Source organism: Paraburkholderia caffeinilytica (genome assembly GCF_046030355.1).
Lineage (GTDB): Bacteria > Pseudomonadota > Gammaproteobacteria > Burkholderiales > Burkholderiaceae > Paraburkholderia > Paraburkholderia caffeinilytica_B.
The window spans coordinates 68,105-85,215 of sequence record NZ_JAQQCQ010000009.1; the positions used below are offsets into that span (position 1 = coordinate 68,105).

The window sequence follows — 17,111 nt, forward strand, 5'->3', positions numbered from 1 at the left end:
CCGCGGCTTAGGCGGCTGCCGTGTCGTCTACCAGTCTCTGGCCGGCGCTGTATCCCGCCATGAGAGCCTCGGCCTGGCTGGAGAAGTAATTTGACCGATCATCGGCAAGGCGCAGCGGCGCGAATAGCGGTACGCCCGCACTTGCCGTTTTGACTTGTACGATCGCCAGAAAGCGTTCGGAGACCGGCAACACGGCGCCATCTTTAAACGTCGGGACCGGCTCGAGTTCGACGGTGATCTGAACGCCTCTGTATTCGTAGATTCGCTTCATGGCCGCCTCTGGCTCTTCCCATGTGCAATTATTGCATTTATGTGCACTTGAGGCGATTTGCGCGATTGAAGAGGCCGGTCGTCAGGGCGATGGAGAAAACCGGCTACAAAAAAGGCCGCAAGTTGCGGCCCTGAAAGGATTTGTGACATCGCCGAGCTCAGAGTGCTGGCGACGGTGATAGGGTGCCAGCACACTGCGGCGAACGCAAGCCAGCTTTAGCGCCCGTGGCCGCCATGTCCGCCGCCGTGCCCACCGCCGCCGCCGTGGCCGCCTTCCCAGTGCCCCCGCCCGTAGCCATGGTCCCAATTGCCGTGGTGGTAATCCCCGTGATGGTAACCACTGCCTCCGGCCCAGACATTGATGCTGCCGTAGCCATACGCCGGTGCATAGTCGGGACCATAAGCGTATCCGGGATCGGCATAGCCATAGCCGGCAGGATATGCGACGCAGCCCGACAGAGCGGCCGCCAAACCAATAACTGCGATAAGTTTGAGCATGTTGCACCCCCTTAAAACATCAGATCGGGGGTGCGGGTCGAAGTTCGGTGGGAATTGTGTCCGCAGATTACCGGCGCACCGGGGTCGCTACATGGATTGCAACAGACGTGCTGCACTCATGTCACCGATGCTGCAGACCACCGGTGAGCGATAGTCCAGCCGCCAGCCGTCCGTGAACGGGCTGGCGAGAAACGCCGGGTCGGCGAAGCGTGGCATTTCCGCAAAATCCAAAGCGATCTTTTCTGAGAGGGCGCCCAGGCGCACGCGTTCCGTCCAGGCAGCGTCAGCGCCGTTACTGGTCAACCAGATCCACGTCGACTCAACGAGGTGGTCGGTCCGCAGCCATTCGCCAATGCGCGCTCGAGCGACGAGCTGCGCCACGACCCGGTAGCAGAGCAGGCCGGCGCGGGCTTCGTCCTCGGGTTTCTGAACGCCGCTCCCTTTCCTCGTTTAGCCATTCCATATATCTGGTGACGTTCAGTTCAAACTATCCGTCGCCGATTCGACGGAAGTGGTGGCCACGCTGGATGCGGCCGTTTCGCATTTGACTTTTAATTATTCGCAGGTTGCGATTCATTACCGCCGCCGCTTCCTCAAGCGGCAGCCAACGGCCAACTTTCTTGCCCGCCATGTGCGTCTCCTGTTATTGGCATGTCAAAACCGAGCATAAAACACGCATCGCTGAGAAACTGGTGCATTTTTGAGAACCTTTCCAAGAGCAGGATATGACTTTTAACTATCGTCCGGTCGTATGGGTCACAGTCGAAAAAGCAGCCGAGCTCACCGGACGTTCGGTGGATTCTTTCAATCACCTCGTGCGCGACGGCAGGCTCGTCGAGGGGACTCACTGGAAATGGTCCCCCGACAATCGTCGCCACATCAACCTTGAGGCCTACGACAAATGGGTCGAAACGAGCACATCGGCAGGCAGCACTCGGGGCCGTCGCCGGAAGATCATCGAAACGTCCTCGCAATAGGGAAAGCCCCTTGTGTCATTCGAAATTCTTTCAGCAGAGCAACTGGTCCAAATCACGGGCAAAAAGCGCAAGTCGGCTCAGGTGACCTGGTTCCAAAAAAACTTTGGCTTAGAACCTGTTCTTCGCGCCGATGGCTCCATCTTGATGACACAGGCAACATTCGAGGCATTGTTACTTAAACGGATGGGGCTGGTGAACGTCCCGAAAAGCGCAGAGACGCCGCGCCCACAGCTGCAGTCTCCCTTCAAAAAACGATAGGTCGTGCTTGACGAACGTGTATCGGTCGCACTAAAGTGAAAGTGTCGCTGAGACAACAGCGACTCGGGTTTGGCGACCTGACACGTTCTCTGGCGCAAGGAAGCCGCGCCGTCGTTCGACCCGCGGCTTTTCCATTTGTGTCTACCTTCGCATGCCTTCAATGGGCGGGCCTGGGTGGGGAGACTTTCGGGTCTGCCGGTATCCAGAGACGCCGGTTCGCCAACCCCGCTCAGTGCTCGCTCACCCCGTTTGGCGACGGAAGCGGGTTGCTCAACCTGTCTCTGGAGGCCGCATCATGCGCCAAGTTATTCCTCGCCCTAAGCAACCGCAATCCCCTCTCGAAATTATCCGCGCAGCCTTGCGCGATGCCGCGCTCACGCCGACCGTCTACGACGCGCTCGACCTGACTGGCGACGCGTTGCGTCAATTAGCTGATCTTGCGAAAGCCGAGGTGGTCCATGGCTAAGCGCAGCGACCCCAAGACGTCCGCTGACGGCGAAATCATCAGCGATATCGAACAGCGCGCTGGCCAATTGCGCGCCTTGCTGGCACTCATGGAGGGTGATGGCTCTGAAGACCACGGCATCAATGCTTGGAGCGGCGAGATCAGGGCCGGCGCGCTTTCGCTGGCACACGATCTGGCGAGAAGCGTCAGTGAGATGGCTGGCGAGGCATCGCGCCGTATCGCAGGCAGCGAAGAGGAGCATTGCCATGCATGACAACGGGAATGTGGTCATCGATTTCGACACTTGGCGACACCGGCGCACGTGCGCGCTCCGTGACGTAGCGACGGACCAGGCATCTACATCGCTCGCTGGCGTGCGCGGCAACCTGCACGTGAACGTTCGTGCGGACGGGAGCCTTGACTACGGTCTTTCGAACGTTGATCTCTACGACGCGCCGGCCGTGATGACGGCCTGCATGATCATGATGATGAAGTTGACTCAACGCATTGACGAAGCGGGGGTGCTGTGATGGCACGGGACTGCGGCAACGGGAAGTCGAATTCATCCTCGCAGCCCAAGGCTATGGCGGCAGTGATCAACCTATCTGATCGTCGGCGGGGGTCTTCTCAGACTCAAAACGAAAATGTGCCGATCGCTGAGATCCTGGATAAGGCGCTCGGCTACGCCTACTGTGCCGTGATGGCTGACGGTGTCGTCCGTTTCGGCCTCGTAAAGGCAGAAAACAACGGTTACGTCGCTCTCAATCTCGTCGAGGCACTTGGCAAAATGACATACGAAGCGGCAAAGCTCACAGCGACAGAACTTGAACTTGAGTGGGATGCCGGATAAGTGATGGTGACGATGTGCAGGCGTGGAATCGGAGTTGCTGCTTATAAACGCCCGTATGACCGATAATCGTTTCACCGCGCCTAGCTCGACGGGGCGAAAGCAGGGCTCCCTTACCCTGTTGGCGCGGCTTCTAGTAAGGGGCCGTGCAAAGGGGCACTTGATGAACAAACCTCAACCCTTCCCGTGCTATGAGCCGGATTTGGTGCGCGCACACCTTGATGATTTCGGTCTATTTAGCGTGACAGTCGATGTTGCTGCTGAGCTTGTGGCGCTAGAGCTTTGGACGTTGGACGAATTTCCCGAGATCAAGAAACCGGAGAATTTTGACGGAAATCCGTTCGATCCACGGCTTCTAGCCACGCTGCGACCGCAAATCGAGCAGCAAAAACAGAGATTAATAGTGGCGATTGATGCCCAGCGCTTACCGATCGAAATTGAATCGCGGAATCTCGACGAACGTCTTGATGCAAGTTGCTGCTATGTGAGCTTGCATGCGTTGATCGAATGGCTACTTGCGCGAGGGGTCGACAGTGACATAACTCGTCGATATCAGGAATCTCTGGCGACCGCGTGTGAGCTCATTTGCGACGGAATCGAGCGCTTGCAATTCATGGCTCGGTCATCGACGGAGATGCTGGGCGAATGGTATCCGCCGATTAGGTTGGATGTGACAAGTGGCGAATCCAGCGCGAAAGGAGATGTCTCCGAAATCAATCCTGATCAGGCAAGCCACTATGAGTTGCTGGTCGAGAATCAAAGGTTGCGCGATCAACTCACTCAGCTTGGTGTTCAACCGAAAGAGGAGCAGCTCAAAACAAGCGAACGGAACACGTTGCACCGGCTGCTGATTGCAATGGCGATGAAAGGTTTTGGGTGGGATACCAAAAAGAGGAACAGCGCCGCCAACGACATTGTGAAAGCTTTACAGGATGTCGGTCTCAACATGGAAGCGGATACCGTCCGGAAGTATTTGCAAAAGGCCGGCAATCAGCTTCCGCAAAGGGGTTCTTGGCTTTCGGAGATAGTCCGGCGGTAGGCTCGTGAAACCGAAATCGGTTGAAATTAACCGAATTCGGTTTGTGAAAAAGGAGATTTTTTAATATCTCGGCCATGTTCAATTAAATGCAAGGTTATGCAAATGGCCACAAAATCCCAGGGCACGACGACGGTCGGCGGCGTGCAGATCGAACCGCGGGCATTGCCGCTCGACGGCTTCACGCGCTGGGCCGATTTGAAGCATCTCATTCCGCTGAGTCACGAGTCGATTCGCCAGCGCGAACTCAAAGGTCTCTTTCCGAAGCGCGTGCAGCTCGGTTCAGCGCGTTGCGTTGCGTGGTCCAATCGCGAAATTCACCGCTGGCTTTCCGATCCGACGGGCTATCGTGCGGAGGCTTGAGATGGGGATCAGTGACGTCTCCTCGCCCGTCCCAGCGAAAAAAATCGCTGGCGAGGCGCCGACACATGTCCTCGCCGAGCGCGCCGCCAGCGATGTCCTGACGAGCATCGCCATTGGGGCCACGCATCCTGACGCCCTTGCGGACCGCCTGCTCGCGCTTCTCGTCGACGTGGACGGCGCGGGGCGCGCGGATGTCGTGAGAGGCTTCCTTCGGCCGGTAGCGAAATGCATCGAGGCTGGCTCGGCGAATGCCGCGAAGGCGACGAGCGCGAAATAGCCGATGCCTATCATTCGTGCCCCTCGACCCGATCGGGATTTCACGGTCATCGCCAATCGCATTCTCAACGATCCGCGGCTCTCGTGGGCAGCGCGCGGCATGCTCGTGCACTTGCTCAGCAAGCCTGATCACTGGACCGTGAACGTGCAAGCGCTGGTCAACGAGACCCAGGCATCCGCGCGTGCCAGTGGGCGCGACGCTGTGTATCGCACTCTCGAGGAACTCGACGAGGTGGGGTACATCGTGCGCAAACGCCTTGCCGACGGATCTGTCGTTACGACGGTCTACGAAGACCCTGTTCCGGAAAATCCGGATGAGGCTTTAAACCCCAATCCGGAAAATCCCGACGAGGTTACAGGGGTTGGCTCTGCCGCCGTATCTGAGCCTGTTCCGGAAAATCAGGATGTGGGTAAAAAGCCTCATCCGGAAAAGCCCGATCTGGAAAAGCCCGATCGGGATAATCCGGATGTATTAGTAAGAACTGAATTTATAGAAAGAACTGAAGTAGTAGAAAGAACGGAGGGCCTGTTTGCGATCACGCCTACGGCAACAAAACCGAAAAGCAGGAAGCGGCTGGAGATCGCGCTGCAGGAGTTTCTCGACAACTGCAAGGCTGCTGGCGAGAAGCCGATACACGAAGGCGATCCGATCTTCAAATACGGTGATGAGGCAGATATCCCGTACGAGATGATCGCGCTGGCATGGGCAGTGTTCAAGGATCGATTTATCGAGTCTGGGGACAAGAAGCGAGATTGGCGGGCGCAATTCCGGGCATACGTGAAAGGTGGCTGGTTGAAGCTCTGGTACTTCGACGGGGCCGGTGAGTGCAAGCTGACGACTGCTGGCGAGCAAGCTCGTCGTGTCCACCTTTCCAAAAAGTCGCGTCAACCGACGGACGCACGATACGAAAATCCCGGCCCGAACGGGGAGTCGCTTGATGAACTTCGGCAACCTCCGTCGCAATTTGCGTTTTGATGGGCCGGCGCCCAAATGAAGCGAGGTCTAAAGTGATTGACGGACTGATTGGCGGCAAGGTATTCGGCAAACCGGCAGCGCGTACCGGCCAGAGCGGTAAGGCGTTCGTTACCGCGAAGGTACGGGCCGCCATTGGCGACGGCGACGCGATGTTCGTCAATGTGATCGCTTTCAGCAGCGTCGTGCAGGAGGCGCTACTGGCGCTCGATGACGGCGATAGTATTGCGCTGACCGGCGTACTTACTCCCAAAGTGTGGACGGACAGAAACGGGGAGGCTCGCCCAGCGCTCGATATGGTGGTGCATGGCGTCCTAACGGCGTACCACGTGCAGCGAAAGCGGCGTGCCCTACAACCGGGCAATGCTGCGCCGGCTGACGGTGCGCGCGACGACATGAACGACGAGCTGTGAGGGCGACGATGATCGACAAGACTGACGAGGAGTTCAAGCAGCAGTCCGATCCCGAGACGGCACATCTCACAGCGCAAGCAGACGCCCGAATGGACAATGACCAGCGCCGGAGAGTCGCTGATGTGCTTGGCCGGGACGTGGACGAGATCGCCGCGGATCTAGATGACATCGAGGCTTGCATACGGCTCTACGGGGTCAACAAGGCTGAGAACGCCGCAATGCCGACCGCAGTGCGGCGTGCTGCCGAACTGCGCAAGTTTCAGGCGTTGTTGTCGAATATCCTGTCCCGAAGCGAAACCGTTGAGCGTGTTCTCGGAGGGACCGTTGAGTACGCTGTCTTGCTGGATGCCAGTCAGAAACTCAAGCCGTTCATCGACCGGGTGATCGAGCAGGGTGATGCAAAACATCCAAAGGGCCAGGCTCCAGATGACCGGGAGTGGTTGATCGAACGGCTGATCGAGAAATATGAGCACCTTACCGAGGTGAAGGCGACCGTCTCCACAAATGCGATCACCAATCGGATTTCAGGGCGGTTCTTCAATTTCGTGCGGCTCGTGATCCCTCATTCCATGTTTGCCGATCAGACGCTCGGCAAAGTCATAAAAGCTGGTATCAAAGCCCGTAGATCGTCCTAGGGACGCAATGGCGACGTGAATGTCGTTTACTGCGTCCCTTGGACTTCATTAGTCTTAAACCCGATACTTTTCTCATCCCGCACATTCTGGTGCGGGGCGACGGAACCGAGAGGAGTATCCATGACCAACACCTTCGACGGCGCGTGTCTGCGACCAGCGCAAGCGGCCGCCAAATTGGGCATCGGCACCAGTACGCTGTGGGCAAAGCTCAAGCGGGACGCTGACTTCCCGAAGCCCCTGAAGCTGGGTGCTCGCACAACGGTGTTTCTTGAGCGCGATCTCGATGTGTATCTCTCGAAGATCGCTGCGGCGAGGCAAGCCACGCCGTCTGCGGTGTGAGCCAGGCATGAGCGTGATCAAAGTCGAAGATTCTCGGGCCGCCTTTGGATTGGGTCAAAGGCGCGTGACCGAGCGCGACGCCTGGCCGCTGATCGCCGCATCCTTCAAGCCTCAGCACTTCCTCTTGCTCGCATCGCACCCGGCCGGCGCCCCTTACGTCCGAACTGCCGCGGATGCTGGGCATCTTGCCCATCTGGCGGCGAACCCCTCTTTTTCTGCATTCTGCGGCGAGCGTGTGCTGGCTTGTGGGGGCTTGCTCCCCTGGTGGAACGGCAGCGCTTCAGCGTGGATTGCGGTCGCCGCGGACATCGGCGCATCACGAATGCTCGAGCTGCATCACATTGTCCGACGCCTTCTTGATTCGCGACCGGAGCGCCGGATATCAGCGGACGTTTTGACCATTGCCCAAAACGGTCATCGGTGGGCGCGAGCATTGGGATTCGTGAATGAAGGGCGGATGCGCTCATACACTCCGGAAGGGCTCGATGCCGAGTTGTACGCACGCGTACGGCAGAAACCGCTTCAAGGGGCCATGCATTGAACAAGTCCGCACTGTCGGCAGGCGCCGCTTCCGTTGTTGCGCCATCGGGCGAGGGACCGGTAACGCGCGAAAGCATTCTGGCACTGGAGCGCGAGATCCAGAAATTGCCACAGGTGGATTGCCCGGTTCGGCACTACTTCGCGCCAGGCATGTACGCGCGCGAGATGACAGTACCGGCCGGTGTCGTGGTGACAGGTGCGGTGCATCGACACGAGCATCTTTGCACCGTTTCGAAAGGACGGATCGCCGTCTCAACCGACGAAGGCATGCGTGAGATTTCTGCGCCGTGCACGATCGTTTCGAAGGCTGGCACAAAGCGCGTCGGCTATGCAATTGAAGAGACGGTCTGGACGACCTATCACGTGACTAACGAGACGGACGTCGACAAGATCATCGAAGAAATCACGGAGTCGACGAACGCGGAGTTGCTCGGCGGGGCTGAAAACGTCCAGTTGCGCATCGCCGCCGATCGCGAGGACTACACGCGATTCCTTCAGGAATATGGGCTTACCCAGGACGTCGTGACTCGCCTTGTCGAAAACCCGGCCGACCAGGTCGCGACGCCAAAGGGTGTTGCCGACCTCGAGTTGCGCGAGTCACCGGTTCATGGTGCCGGCTTATTTGCTACGCGTTCGCATGAACAAGGTGAAATCGTTGCGCCTGTCCGATTGAGCAATATGCGCACGCCCGCCGGGCGCTACATGAACCACTCGGCAAAACCCAACGTGGCATTCCGAGACGTCGGCAACGGCGACCTTGTGGCTGAGGCCTTGGTCGCGATCAAGGCGGGTGAAGAGGTGTCGGTCGATTATAGGCAGGCGATGGCGGTCAACGGAAGCGGAATCAAACCGATCAAGGAGCATTCATGAGTGCAGGCCTATCAGCAGCAGCAATCGGCGGCATCGCCGCCGGCGTTGGCGCCATTGGCGGTGCGATCATTTCTTCGAACGGCGCAAAGTCGGCGGCGGACACTCAGGCTAATGCCGCGAATAGTGCAGCGCAGACGCAGTGGAACGAGTTTCAGGCAATCGAAGGGAACGAGCAGCCCTATATGAATCTCGGCGACGCAGCGATCACTCCGTTGCTACAGGCCATGGGATACAAAGTCACGGGGAATGCAAATGGAACAACTGGCGCTAACGGTGCAAACGGCACGACCAATCCGCTGAGCATTAGCGTCAATCCGAACAGCATCTTGCAGCAGCAATTCACCGCTCCGACTCTGGCGCAGGTGCAACAAACACCGGGATACCAGTTCACGCTGCAGCAAGGCGAACAGGCCGTCAACAACAGCGCAGCCGCACGCGGAGGACTTCTTTCCGGAGCGACGCTCAAGGATCTGATGGCATATGGTCAAGGGCTGGCGAGTACCACCTACCAGCAGGATTACACCAACGCGCTCAACACCTACCGGACAAACTACAACGCCGCATCCAACAACGTGAACCGGCTAAGCGGACTCACGACGTTGGGGCAGAACGCCGCGACGAATGTTGGTAATCAAGGCTTGCAGACGGCGGCAAACGCCGGCCAGTTAACCACTTCTGCGGCGAATGCATCGGCGGCCGGTACCGTTGCCTCGTCGAATGCCGCCTCAGGCGCGCTCAGCAGCCTCGGAAATACGGGGTCCACATACGCCTTGCTGAGCGAACTCACAAATCAAGGCACGACAAGTTACAGCAATCCGTTCACAGCATCCGGCAGCTACAACACGGGCTACACCGGACAAATTCCCGCTGGCCTTAGCTCGGTGGGATATGGGAGTGGGAATTAAACTATGGCAATCGATGCAAGTATTCCCTTGATGTCACAGGCGCCGAAAGTGGATATGACCGCGGGGATCGCGCAGGTCTACACACTGGCGGACTTGATCAACAAGCAGAAGCAAGACCAGGCAGTCCGGCAGGCGCTGTCGGCGCCGGGCGCGCTCGACCCCGCCACAGGGATGCCGACATCGGACACTCTGGGGGCGGTCACACGAGCGAATCCGAGCGCTGGCATGGCTTTGCAAAAGAACTACGCCGATATCGCTGAAAAGCAGTCTACGACCAACAAGAACAACGCGCAGGCGAAGAACTTCGACTACGAGAACGGCGTGAAACAGATGGACGCTCTCGCCCAGGCAGGCGGCGCGTTGATGACGCAGTACAGCAATCTGTTAAAGCAGGGGGTGCCGCAGCAGCAGGCGATCGCGCAGATTCAGCCGATGTACGAAAGGTCTTTGGAGGGTTTGCGCAACGGTGGTCTGATTGATGCCCAGCATTTTGCTCAGGCTCCCAAGCAGTTCAATCCCGATCAGGTGGCGAACGGCGTGTTCCAGGCGTTGTCCGTAAAGGATCAGTTCACGGCCCAGCACCAGCAGAATCAGGATGTCCGAGCCGATCAGGATTCTGCTGAGCGATCGCGCCACAATCGTGTCGAGGAAGGGCAGGGTGCTCAACGAGTTGGAATTGAGGCGCAGAATGCAGCGACCAATCGAGGCCGTCTCAACTTCGAAATGTCGAAGCCCGAAACCGAGGTTGGAAAACTCAACGCCGATCTGAAGGCCGGGCGTATCGGCAAGGATGATTACAACGCAGCCCTGACGAAAGCAACGGGTGGCAGCGATCCAGCGACGATCGATACGGTTGCAAAGTCGATTGCTGACGGCACCATGCCGCCGATGACTGGGCAGGCACTGCGCACGCCAGCGGGCCTGCGCATCATGGCGCGGGTGCACGAGCTGAACCCCGACTATGACGCCAAAGACTACGGCGCATCGTCCAAGGCGGTGAAGGACTTCTCGACCGGCAAACAGGGTAATACGGTCCGATCGCTGAACGTCGCCATGTCGCACCTCGACGTGCTCAACGAAGCTGGGCAGGCGTTGAAAAATGGCAACTCGACCGACTTCAACCGGCTCGCGCAAAACATCGCAGCGCGCACTGGTAACCCTGCTCCGACCAACTTCAACGAGGCGAAGAAAATCGTTTCTGATGAAGTGGTCAAGGCCATCGTGGGCGCGGGCGGCGGTGTCTCCGACCGCGAGGAAGCGGCAAAGGCGTTCAACGACGCGAATAGTCCAGCGCAGCTCGCCGGCGCGATCTCGACTGCCAAGAAGCTACTCGGCGGGCAACTGCAGGGTCTCAAGAAGCAGTACGAGACGTCGACCGGGAAGGACGATTTCAACAAGCGCTTCCTGTCGCCAGCGACGCAATTGCTTGAGGATGGAGGCGGAGTGAGCCAATCATCCGGTGGCGCGGGCGGCGGTAAGCGGCTGGTCTATGACCCGTCGTCGGGGACGTTCAAATGAGCCAAACCGTTGAAGTGCCCGGCGTTGGCGAACTGGAGTTCCCAGACGGCATGAGCCAGGCGGCTATGGCGTCGGCTATCCAGAAGAACTTTCCTCACATCCATGCCGACGGCGGCGCGCAGTCTGCTGAGTCCGCTCCATCCACGGCTCCATCGCCGGGTTGGCTGGACCGTCTTCGGCTACCTCAGGAAGATCCTAACTCGGTCGAGAATACGATTCGTCGGAGCTTTGGCGCGCCCGCCGTTGGTTCCAACCCGGAATTCGAGAAGGTCGCGAATGCAGACTCACCGTTTCCGGACATCCTGCCGGTGGCGCCCAATTCGTTGAAAAACCTCGCCAGTTCCGCAATGGCTCCCGTTAAATATTTGCTCCGCGGTGGCGACAGTAACGCGCCCGCGATCGCGAAGACTCTCGACAATTTCGCGGCCGCGGGAACCACGCCGAGTGTAGGGCAGGCCACCGGCTCACGAGTCGCGCAGGCTACCGAAAGCCTGCTTGGGAAATATCCCGGCGGCGCTGGCGTGATGGCAAACAAGGCCGAAACTCAGGCTTCGGAAATGGGCGCCAAGGTTCAGCAGATCGCTGACAATTTGTCGCCCAATGCTTCGCCATTCGTTGCGGGGAGAGCCATTGAGAAAGGCCTGTCCGGTCCGGGCGGGTTCATCAATCGCTTCAAGTCTGGCATGTCGCACCTGTACGACCAGCTCGACCCGTTCTTCCGGTATTCCGATGGCTCGAGCAAGGCAGTCCAGATGCCGAACACGCTCGACGCGCTGAAGAAACTGAATCCGTCCATTCCAGGTGCGCCGGAAACGTCGAAGTTCTTCAAGAATGCGAAGCTGCAGGGCGTTACTGACGCGATCGAGTCGGACGTGTCCAGCAAGGCGGCATTCGCAGAGCGGCCGAACATCAAAGCGTCGAACGCGATGGTGAAGCCGGCATTCCGCCCAGCCGATCTGCAGGACATGTTCGAAAAGGCGGGGGGCGATAACCTGCCCTACGAGGCGGTAAAGAAGATTCGCACGCTGGTCGGCGAGCAACTCGAAGGTTCGGGGCTTTCGCCTGAGGTTCCGCGCAGCAAGTGGAAATCGCTCTACGCGGCGCTCTCCAAGGACCTCGATGCGGCCGCTACGGCAACTGGCGACCCGGCGGCGGTCAAAGCGATGCAGCGCGCGAACTCCTTTACTCGCGCTGGCCACGCCCGCATTGATGACATTCTCGATAGCGTCGCCAAGAAGGGCGCGGAGCCAGAAAAGCTGTTTGCTTCGGCGGTCAACCCGGCCGACATGCAGGCTGGCGCGACCAAGATCGCAACCGTCATGAAGAGCCTGTCGCCGACAGAGCGCGACGTGGTCAAGTCGACCTTTATCCGGCGCATGGGGCTGGCAAATGCCGGCGCTCAAAACGCCGAGGGTGACGCGTTCTCGAGCTCCACGTTTCTCAGCAACTGGAACCGTATGTCGCCGCAGGCCAAGAGCGTGATGTTTTCCAGTAAAGACGGCAATCTGCGCGCGTCGCTTGATTCGATCGCGAAGACGGCTGACCGGATCAAACAAGGCGGTAAGGTGCTCTCTAACCCATCCGGGACCGCGCCGGTTGTGGCCGCTACCGGCCTGGTCTCGTCTGTAGGGGCTGCGATCGGCACCGGTAGTCCGCAATTGGCGGCGGGTCTTCTGACGTCAGCCGCTGGCGCGAATCTGACCGCTCGGCTCATGACGAACCCGCGCTTCGTGAGTTGGCTCGCGCGCGCAACCAAGATCCAGAGTCCGGGCCTGGCGCGGCAGGCAGTGCTCAGCCTGGGTAAAACAATGCAGGGGGAGCCAGACGACGTTCAGGACGATGCGCAGCGCTACGCCAAGGCTGCGGCGCAGTCATTCCAGCCTAGCCCAGCAGCGCAATGATCACGAATCCCAAGCCGCCGAGCCACATTGCTACCGACAGCACGAAGCCGAGGCCGTACTTGACGTCGTCCCAAGCAGAGAAGTTGTCGGCGGGTGGCTTCGGAGAATTCATGAAACGCAGTATAGACCCGTTGCTGGGCAGCGGGGCGCCCACGCGGAGTAGGTGCCATAGAAGCAAGTTTGGTCCGCCCCGAAGTGCATTCTTATCTAAACGGAGTTACTGATGAAAACGCAACCGAAATTCGACGATACCAAGCAATACGGTGAGTCCTATGGACCGGGGCAGGTTCCCACCTACCTGCAGAATGGCAACGTGTTTCACGCGCGCACGCTGGAGTTTTTAGGCGCGCATTCAACGCCTGAAGCGAAGCCGGAGAGTCCGTACAGGTTCGATCCTGAGAAGCCGCACGCGACTGTCTATAGCGCCGAGGACCGCTCAAGCCAGGCTGTCCGATACCTGCAAGACGGCAAGTACTTCGCCCACGACGGATCTTTCGTTCGGGCAGAGTAAGAGCGGGCGGCGGGGTTATTGCGTGTCACGCGCGGCGACGCGATCGCGCGTGCACTGTTTCCTGTTAATAACAAGCGACGGAACAATGGCTTTCAAGAAGGGGCAATCTGGCAATCCCAAAGGGCGACCGAAGACACGCGGCGATCAGCGGACCGATCGTCGGGAAGACCTGCGGGCACTTTTCACTGCACGTGCACCGGAACTCGTGAAGAAGGTGCTCGATCTTGCCTTGGCTGGTGATCCGGCGATGTTGCGCCTGTGCATTGACAAGATGGTGCCGAGCCTCCGGCCAACCGATGCGCCTGCCCCCGTGGTACTGCCGGCTGGCCCGCTAGCCAAGCAGGGGCAGGCGGTTGTCGACGCGCTAGTGCGGGGCCAGCTAACCGCCGAGCAGGCGCGATCGGTGATGAGCGTCATTGAGGGACAAGCGAAAGTCGTCGAAACCGATGAACTATTGCGGCGTATGGCTGCTATGGAGGAAAAGCGTGGCAACTCTTAAAGAAAGAATTCGGCGCATGGAGGATATCTTGGCCAAGGCGCCGGATAGCGGCGTCAACCTCGTCAGATGTGACCTGTTACGCCGCATTATCCGAGGCGAGCTCACGCACGAGGCTATGACTCAGCATGAGCGCAAAATCTATGACGCCCGCGACAACCACGCTTCGTGGGAGCGGCCCACCGGGTGGCTCAACGCTGACGAGCTGAAAGCCAGGATTCGCAGCTGACGTCGGGAGCTTCGCCGCTCAGGATGCTGGTGCATACGGCGAACACAATTCCCGGTCGACCTTATCTCGTTTGGGCAATGGCGGCGTGCAAATCATTGGCCAACCTCTTGCTGTATCGCGATTTGCGCGATCGTTGCCTCGTGCAGTAGCTCTGCAAAGTCATAGGGAACGGTGAGGATCTGACCCGTCGGGGGGAGCAGCTCGGGAATGAACCCACGAGCGCGGCGGATACACCGCCGGACAGTGGCCACTTTCAGTACCAGCGTCGCATTGCCCAGTTTGTCGATCTCAATGGAGTCGACCGCGTCAGCCGCATTCGTCACGCTGTGCAGTAATTCAACATCGACGCCCGCGCTGCCGGGTAGACCGTTAGGCCTGATCTCCCTGCTCAGGCTCGTTAGCGCGTCGATCGCAAGTCTGGTGATCGCGGCGACTGCTTTCAGACGAGCGGCTTCGGCTTTGCGAGCGCGCCTCCGATCAAGAAACCAAAGCGCCGTCGGTACCAGGATAGCGACCAGGATCGCGCCAATGGAGCCGATCGCTTGCACCCAAGCTGCGTGGACTTGTTGGAGCGTGCTCCACTCTACGGAAGTTGCCATGCTGAATGCTCACTTTGTCTTTGTGAATTGCTAGCCGCGGTCCACCGCTCGGCGAGACTCGCGATCCCTCCGATGCTCAACAATGCTCTCTTGATCCGCTGCGGTGCGAGGGCAGATTGTGCCAGAGACTTCGCGCGGAATGCCCGTCGCTAGTGGCCGGCCCACCGGTGACAGCGCTCCGGCTTCGAAGTACTTCTGCTTGGCGACGTACGGCGCGTCACTTTGCAAAACCGGCTACCAAACCAACGCCATCGCGAAAGTAAGCTTGCGTCACTCTGTAATCGAGGCCACTATCGCCTGAAGCCTTTTTCCTTTAAGTTGGCGGCCGTCAAAAAGTTGTTGCCAGATCAGCATTCGTTCTATTAATCTGTTCAGGCAAAACCTAGCCTCGGATCAGGCATCGACGTCAGCTGGGACATAAACCAGCCATTGAGTGAAGCCCGCGTTGCGGGCGCGGTGACTAGCTCACCGATATGAACTGAGTTGGGCCCGACACCCAAAATCCGTCCGCAGTATCGGGGCGGCATGTGAAGAAGCGCCGCCGCCAGGTGGTGCCGTTGCTTTCTGCGTTCTGCAGGAGGCCTATCCGTAATCCGTTTGTTCCGTGAAAAGCCGCGTGCCGGCTATCAACTTGAGACGTGCGTTTTCCCAAGCGCAATCGCCACGCTTCGGCTCGTCCGTCCATCGCCTCGCTTCGAGGCATCGGACAGGGCAGCCGAGGGCGTGCGCCTAAATCGGTGTCCGGCAGTACTCGGCACCCATCAACTACCGCGGCTGGGCAGTGGCGCTCCCAGTCGGTCGACAAAGCCAAATTCACGGAACAAACGGGGGAAGTGTCCTCCCGCGCGATCGCCGGCCATAGGTCGGCAGTTGCGTGGGCTACGTCAGCTTGCTGACGCAGAACACTCCCGAACTCACCAGCTCGAGGCTCGTGCCCCCTGTTTGTTGTCTCCCCAGCGTGCGCGCTGGCACACCGTGGCCCATCGGGGGAGGCAACCTGGGGTCGAGCCTCAAGACCGGACTGTCGGGGTACGCATGTCTCAAGAATCACTCACGGCCGACCTGTGCCGTGCTGCGCGCCGGGCGCGCGGCAAACAGGGAAACCTGACCTACAAAGGTCGGGAGCAGGCGCTCGCGCGTCTGGCGTGCTTTCTCTGGCGCGGGGGCTTCCAGATTCACACAACGGGGCAACTGAAGGAAAAGCACATCACGGCATGGGCGGCGGATATGGTGGCGCGCGGTTGCTCGAAGCGCACGATCGCCAATAATCTGGCACACGTCCGCACGGCGCTTGAGGGCATCAAGCGACGCCCGTTCGCGGACAAGATGAGCAACGCCGCGCTCGGCATTGCCGGTGCTAGCCGCGCCGGCACAAAAGTGCCGATGAGTCGCGAGGAGTTTGAACCTTACCGCGCCGCCGTTGCAGCGATCGACCCAGGTATTGCGATGGTGCTGGAGTTGGAGCTGGAATTTGGTCTGCGCGCCGAGGAGGGTGTCCAGAGTATCAAGTCGCTGGCGGACTGGGTACGCGTGCTGTTGAATCCAATCGGCGACGGGTTCGTGACAATCGTTCACGGAACCAAGGGAGGCAGGACGCGCCGCAGCCCGCCGCTGGATCGGGCGCGCGCCGTGGACACTCTGCTGCGCGCAATTGCGCTCATCGAGCACCACGGCGGGAGGCTCGTGCGTAAGCCGGATCTCAAGCGTGCGATGGATCGATATCACTACGTGGTGCGCAAGGTCGGAATGACGGGTGAGAAGGCGCCGCATAGCCTTCGGTACGCGTATGCCACCGCTCACCTTCAGCGCCTGAAGGCGGTCGGCGTATCGCGTCAGGAGGCGGCCGCCGGCGTGTCGACTTGGCTAGGCCATGGTGACGGGCGCGGCACGTGGGTGGAACTCGTTTACGGACGCGAAGAACTCGCCAGCGCAGAGGTGGCCAATGTATAAGCACGGTGATACGTTGCCGCTGGTCGGCCTCTCGCGCTGGGACCAGATTGCGCCGTTCGTTGGAGTGTCGCGTGAGACGTGGCGCAAGCGTTGTCTGGAAGGTCGCGCGCCGCAGCCGATACAGCTGACGCAGCGATGCACCGTCTGGCGGAATGAGGAGGTGCACCGCTGGTTGTCCAACCCGCTGAACTATCGAGTGGAAAAGACGGCGGCATGAGTGTAGACCGGGAACGAAGGGCGCCGGGGAAGCATGAGCGAACTC

29 protein-coding genes are annotated in these 17,111 nt (G+C 59.4%); 23 read left to right on the plus strand and 6 right to left on the minus strand.

Annotated features, from left to right (window positions below; translation table 11 throughout):
* Positions 1-7: 7 nt before the first annotated feature.
* The 4 genes from PQQ95_RS15585 to PQQ95_RS15600 form a co-directional block, all read right to left on the minus strand.
* Positions 8-271 carry a hypothetical protein gene (locus tag PQQ95_RS15585; protein ID WP_408438279.1) on the minus strand — a complete coding sequence of 88 codons (264 nt, stop codon included), beginning with the start codon at positions 269-271 and terminating at the stop codon, positions 8-10.
* A 215-nt stretch (positions 272-486) separates the two neighbouring features.
* Positions 487-768 (minus strand): hypothetical protein, encoded by a 282-nt coding sequence (locus tag PQQ95_RS15590; protein WP_408438280.1) that lies wholly within the window; start codon positions 766-768, stop codon positions 487-489.
* 87 nt (positions 769-855) lie between these two features.
* Positions 856-1,149, minus strand: a complete 294-nt coding sequence (locus PQQ95_RS15595; protein ID WP_408438281.1) for a hypothetical protein — start codon at positions 1,147-1,149, stop codon at positions 856-858.
* A 106-nt stretch (positions 1,150-1,255) separates the two neighbouring features.
* On the minus strand, positions 1,256-1,399 hold the full coding sequence (locus tag PQQ95_RS15600) for a hypothetical protein (RefSeq protein WP_408438282.1): 144 nt from the start codon (positions 1,397-1,399) through the stop codon (positions 1,256-1,258).
* A 94-nt stretch (positions 1,400-1,493) separates the two neighbouring features.
* Here PQQ95_RS15600 and xisR point away from each other — a divergent pair, with 94 nt between their 5' ends.
* The 18 genes from xisR to PQQ95_RS15690 all read left to right on the plus strand — a co-directional run bounded on the left by xisR (position 1,494) and on the right by PQQ95_RS15690 (position 13,064).
* Entirely contained in the window at positions 1,494-1,745 is a 252-nt protein-coding gene (xisR, locus tag PQQ95_RS15605) for an excisionase family protein (RefSeq protein WP_408438283.1), read from the plus strand.
* A 12-nt stretch (positions 1,746-1,757) separates the two neighbouring features.
* On the plus strand, positions 1,758-2,003 hold the full coding sequence (locus PQQ95_RS15610) for a DUF4224 domain-containing protein (RefSeq protein ID WP_408438284.1): 246 nt from the start codon (positions 1,758-1,760) through the stop codon (positions 2,001-2,003).
* A 295-nt stretch (positions 2,004-2,298) separates the two neighbouring features.
* A complete protein-coding gene (locus PQQ95_RS15615; protein ID WP_408438285.1) occupies positions 2,299-2,469 on the plus strand; it encodes a hypothetical protein in 171 nt (56 codons plus the stop codon).
* Positions 2,462-2,722 (plus strand): hypothetical protein, encoded by a 261-nt coding sequence (locus PQQ95_RS15620; protein ID WP_408438286.1) that lies wholly within the window; start codon positions 2,462-2,464, stop codon positions 2,720-2,722. Before PQQ95_RS15615 ends, PQQ95_RS15620 begins: the two co-directional genes overlap by 8 nt.
* Complete coding sequence (locus PQQ95_RS15625; protein ID WP_408438287.1) at positions 2,715-2,978, plus strand: hypothetical protein; 264 nt, start codon at positions 2,715-2,717, stop codon at positions 2,976-2,978. The genes PQQ95_RS15620 and PQQ95_RS15625 overlap by 8 nt, the downstream gene beginning before the upstream one ends.
* A gap of 53 nt (positions 2,979-3,031) precedes the next feature.
* Positions 3,032-3,298, plus strand: coding sequence for a hypothetical protein (locus PQQ95_RS15630; RefSeq protein WP_408438288.1), 267 nt, complete (start codon positions 3,032-3,034; stop codon positions 3,296-3,298).
* Positions 3,299-3,458: 160 nt separating this feature from the next.
* Positions 3,459-4,334 (plus strand): hypothetical protein, encoded by an 876-nt coding sequence (locus tag PQQ95_RS15635; RefSeq protein WP_408438289.1) that lies wholly within the window; start codon positions 3,459-3,461, stop codon positions 4,332-4,334.
* A gap of 102 nt (positions 4,335-4,436) precedes the next feature.
* On the plus strand, positions 4,437-4,694 hold the full coding sequence (locus PQQ95_RS15640) for a helix-turn-helix transcriptional regulator (protein WP_408438290.1): 258 nt from the start codon (positions 4,437-4,439) through the stop codon (positions 4,692-4,694).
* A 1-nt stretch (position 4,695) separates the two neighbouring features.
* Entirely contained in the window at positions 4,696-4,971 is a 276-nt protein-coding gene (locus PQQ95_RS15645) for a hypothetical protein (protein WP_408438291.1), read from the plus strand.
* 3 nt (positions 4,972-4,974) lie between these two features.
* On the plus strand, positions 4,975-5,946 hold the full coding sequence (locus PQQ95_RS15650) for a hypothetical protein (protein ID WP_408438292.1): 972 nt from the start codon (positions 4,975-4,977) through the stop codon (positions 5,944-5,946).
* A gap of 32 nt (positions 5,947-5,978) precedes the next feature.
* Positions 5,979-6,356 (plus strand): single-stranded DNA-binding protein, encoded by a 378-nt coding sequence (locus PQQ95_RS15655; RefSeq protein WP_408438293.1) that lies wholly within the window; start codon positions 5,979-5,981, stop codon positions 6,354-6,356.
* A gap of 8 nt (positions 6,357-6,364) precedes the next feature.
* Positions 6,365-6,991 (plus strand): hypothetical protein, encoded by a 627-nt coding sequence (locus PQQ95_RS15660; protein ID WP_408438294.1) that lies wholly within the window; start codon positions 6,365-6,367, stop codon positions 6,989-6,991.
* Positions 6,992-7,111: 120 nt separating this feature from the next.
* Positions 7,112-7,330, plus strand: a complete 219-nt coding sequence (locus tag PQQ95_RS15665; RefSeq protein ID WP_408438295.1) for a helix-turn-helix transcriptional regulator — start codon at positions 7,112-7,114, stop codon at positions 7,328-7,330.
* Between the two features lie 7 nt (positions 7,331-7,337).
* A complete protein-coding gene (locus PQQ95_RS15670) occupies positions 7,338-7,871 on the plus strand; it encodes a hypothetical protein (protein ID WP_408438296.1) in 534 nt (177 codons plus the stop codon).
* A 164-nt stretch (positions 7,872-8,035) separates the two neighbouring features.
* Positions 8,036-8,740: an SET domain-containing protein-lysine N-methyltransferase gene (locus PQQ95_RS15675; RefSeq protein WP_408438297.1), complete on the plus strand. Its 705-nt coding sequence runs from the start codon at positions 8,036-8,038 to the stop codon at positions 8,738-8,740.
* Positions 8,737-9,645 (plus strand): hypothetical protein, encoded by a 909-nt coding sequence (locus tag PQQ95_RS15680; RefSeq protein ID WP_408438298.1) that lies wholly within the window; start codon positions 8,737-8,739, stop codon positions 9,643-9,645. The genes PQQ95_RS15675 and PQQ95_RS15680 overlap by 4 nt, the downstream gene beginning before the upstream one ends.
* A gap of 3 nt (positions 9,646-9,648) precedes the next feature.
* The gene (locus tag PQQ95_RS15685; protein WP_408438299.1) at positions 9,649-11,163 is read left to right on the plus strand and encodes a hypothetical protein; all 1,515 of its coding nucleotides are present in this window, start codon (positions 9,649-9,651) and stop codon (positions 11,161-11,163) included.
* A complete protein-coding gene (locus tag PQQ95_RS15690) occupies positions 11,160-13,064 on the plus strand; it encodes a hypothetical protein (protein ID WP_408438300.1) in 1,905 nt (634 codons plus the stop codon). The genes PQQ95_RS15685 and PQQ95_RS15690 overlap by 4 nt, the downstream gene beginning before the upstream one ends.
* On the opposite strand, the gene PQQ95_RS15695 is transcribed toward PQQ95_RS15690, so the two are convergent.
* Complete coding sequence (locus PQQ95_RS15695; RefSeq protein WP_408438301.1) at positions 13,045-13,176, minus strand: hypothetical protein; 132 nt, start codon at positions 13,174-13,176, stop codon at positions 13,045-13,047. The two genes, PQQ95_RS15690 and PQQ95_RS15695, sit on opposite strands and share 20 nt — an antisense overlap.
* 111 nt (positions 13,177-13,287) lie before the next feature.
* Between PQQ95_RS15695 and PQQ95_RS15700 the strand changes: the two genes are divergently transcribed.
* The 3 genes from PQQ95_RS15700 (at position 13,288) to PQQ95_RS15710 (ending at position 14,300) form a co-directional block, all read left to right on the plus strand.
* Positions 13,288-13,575: a hypothetical protein gene (locus PQQ95_RS15700; protein WP_408438302.1), complete on the plus strand. Its 288-nt coding sequence runs from the start codon at positions 13,288-13,290 to the stop codon at positions 13,573-13,575.
* Between the two features lie 85 nt (positions 13,576-13,660).
* Positions 13,661-14,074, plus strand: coding sequence for a DUF5681 domain-containing protein (locus tag PQQ95_RS15705; RefSeq protein WP_408438303.1), 414 nt, complete (start codon positions 13,661-13,663; stop codon positions 14,072-14,074).
* Positions 14,061-14,300 (plus strand): hypothetical protein, encoded by a 240-nt coding sequence (locus PQQ95_RS15710; RefSeq protein WP_408438304.1) that lies wholly within the window; start codon positions 14,061-14,063, stop codon positions 14,298-14,300. Before PQQ95_RS15705 ends, PQQ95_RS15710 begins: the two co-directional genes overlap by 14 nt.
* Before the next feature lie 92 nt (positions 14,301-14,392).
* Here PQQ95_RS15710 and PQQ95_RS15715 read toward each other — a convergent pair whose 3' ends face one another.
* Positions 14,393-14,899: a hypothetical protein gene (locus PQQ95_RS15715; RefSeq protein WP_408438305.1), complete on the minus strand. Its 507-nt coding sequence runs from the start codon at positions 14,897-14,899 to the stop codon at positions 14,393-14,395.
* A 1,035-nt stretch (positions 14,900-15,934) separates the two neighbouring features.
* Between PQQ95_RS15715 and PQQ95_RS15720 the strand changes: the two genes are divergently transcribed.
* Both PQQ95_RS15720 and PQQ95_RS15725 read left to right on the plus strand, forming a co-directional pair.
* Positions 15,935-16,849, plus strand: coding sequence for an integrase domain-containing protein (locus PQQ95_RS15720; protein WP_408438306.1), 915 nt, complete (start codon positions 15,935-15,937; stop codon positions 16,847-16,849).
* Positions 16,842-17,066: a helix-turn-helix transcriptional regulator gene (locus PQQ95_RS15725; RefSeq protein WP_408438307.1), complete on the plus strand. Its 225-nt coding sequence runs from the start codon at positions 16,842-16,844 to the stop codon at positions 17,064-17,066. The genes PQQ95_RS15720 and PQQ95_RS15725 overlap by 8 nt, the downstream gene beginning before the upstream one ends.
* Positions 17,067-17,111: the final 45 nt, after the last annotated feature.

Excerpts from the sequence above, each read along its gene's own strand:
- PQQ95_RS15585 (WP_408438279.1), bottom strand. The coding sequence starts at position 271 with ATGAAGCGAATCTACGAATACAGAGGCGTTCAGATCACCGTCGAACTC.
- PQQ95_RS15590 (WP_408438280.1), bottom strand. The coding sequence starts at position 768 with ATGCTCAAACTTATCGCAGTTATTGGTTTGGCGGCCGCTCTGTCGGGC.
- PQQ95_RS15600 (WP_408438282.1), bottom strand. The coding sequence starts at position 1,399 with ATGGCGGGCAAGAAAGTTGGCCGTTGGCTGCCGCTTGAGGAAGCGGCG.
- xisR (WP_408438283.1), top strand. The coding sequence starts at position 1,494 with ATGACTTTTAACTATCGTCCGGTCGTATGGGTCACAGTCGAAAAAGCA.
- PQQ95_RS15615 (WP_408438285.1), top strand. The coding sequence starts at position 2,299 with ATGCGCCAAGTTATTCCTCGCCCTAAGCAACCGCAATCCCCTCTCGAA.
- PQQ95_RS15620 (WP_408438286.1), top strand. The coding sequence starts at position 2,462 with ATGGCTAAGCGCAGCGACCCCAAGACGTCCGCTGACGGCGAAATCATC.
- PQQ95_RS15625 (WP_408438287.1), top strand. The coding sequence starts at position 2,715 with ATGCATGACAACGGGAATGTGGTCATCGATTTCGACACTTGGCGACAC.
- PQQ95_RS15630 (WP_408438288.1), top strand. The coding sequence starts at position 3,032 with ATGGCGGCAGTGATCAACCTATCTGATCGTCGGCGGGGGTCTTCTCAG.
- PQQ95_RS15635 (WP_408438289.1), top strand. The coding sequence starts at position 3,459 with ATGAACAAACCTCAACCCTTCCCGTGCTATGAGCCGGATTTGGTGCGC.
- PQQ95_RS15640 (WP_408438290.1), top strand. The coding sequence starts at position 4,437 with ATGGCCACAAAATCCCAGGGCACGACGACGGTCGGCGGCGTGCAGATC.
- PQQ95_RS15645 (WP_408438291.1), top strand. The coding sequence starts at position 4,696 with ATGGGGATCAGTGACGTCTCCTCGCCCGTCCCAGCGAAAAAAATCGCT.
- PQQ95_RS15650 (WP_408438292.1), top strand. The coding sequence starts at position 4,975 with ATGCCTATCATTCGTGCCCCTCGACCCGATCGGGATTTCACGGTCATC.
- PQQ95_RS15660 (WP_408438294.1), top strand. The coding sequence starts at position 6,365 with ATGATCGACAAGACTGACGAGGAGTTCAAGCAGCAGTCCGATCCCGAG.
- PQQ95_RS15665 (WP_408438295.1), top strand. The coding sequence starts at position 7,112 with ATGACCAACACCTTCGACGGCGCGTGTCTGCGACCAGCGCAAGCGGCC.
- PQQ95_RS15670 (WP_408438296.1), top strand. The coding sequence starts at position 7,338 with ATGAGCGTGATCAAAGTCGAAGATTCTCGGGCCGCCTTTGGATTGGGT.
- PQQ95_RS15675 (WP_408438297.1), top strand. The coding sequence starts at position 8,036 with ATGACAGTACCGGCCGGTGTCGTGGTGACAGGTGCGGTGCATCGACAC.
- PQQ95_RS15680 (WP_408438298.1), top strand. The coding sequence starts at position 8,737 with ATGAGTGCAGGCCTATCAGCAGCAGCAATCGGCGGCATCGCCGCCGGC.
- PQQ95_RS15685 (WP_408438299.1), top strand. The coding sequence starts at position 9,649 with ATGGCAATCGATGCAAGTATTCCCTTGATGTCACAGGCGCCGAAAGTG.
- PQQ95_RS15690 (WP_408438300.1), top strand. The coding sequence starts at position 11,160 with ATGAGCCAAACCGTTGAAGTGCCCGGCGTTGGCGAACTGGAGTTCCCA.
- PQQ95_RS15695 (WP_408438301.1), bottom strand. The coding sequence starts at position 13,176 with ATGAATTCTCCGAAGCCACCCGCCGACAACTTCTCTGCTTGGGACGAC.
- PQQ95_RS15700 (WP_408438302.1), top strand. The coding sequence starts at position 13,288 with ATGAAAACGCAACCGAAATTCGACGATACCAAGCAATACGGTGAGTCC.
- PQQ95_RS15705 (WP_408438303.1), top strand. The coding sequence starts at position 13,661 with ATGGCTTTCAAGAAGGGGCAATCTGGCAATCCCAAAGGGCGACCGAAG.
- PQQ95_RS15715 (WP_408438305.1), bottom strand. The coding sequence starts at position 14,899 with ATGGCAACTTCCGTAGAGTGGAGCACGCTCCAACAAGTCCACGCAGCT.
- PQQ95_RS15720 (WP_408438306.1), top strand. The coding sequence starts at position 15,935 with ATGTCTCAAGAATCACTCACGGCCGACCTGTGCCGTGCTGCGCGCCGG.
- PQQ95_RS15725 (WP_408438307.1), top strand. The coding sequence starts at position 16,842 with ATGTATAAGCACGGTGATACGTTGCCGCTGGTCGGCCTCTCGCGCTGG.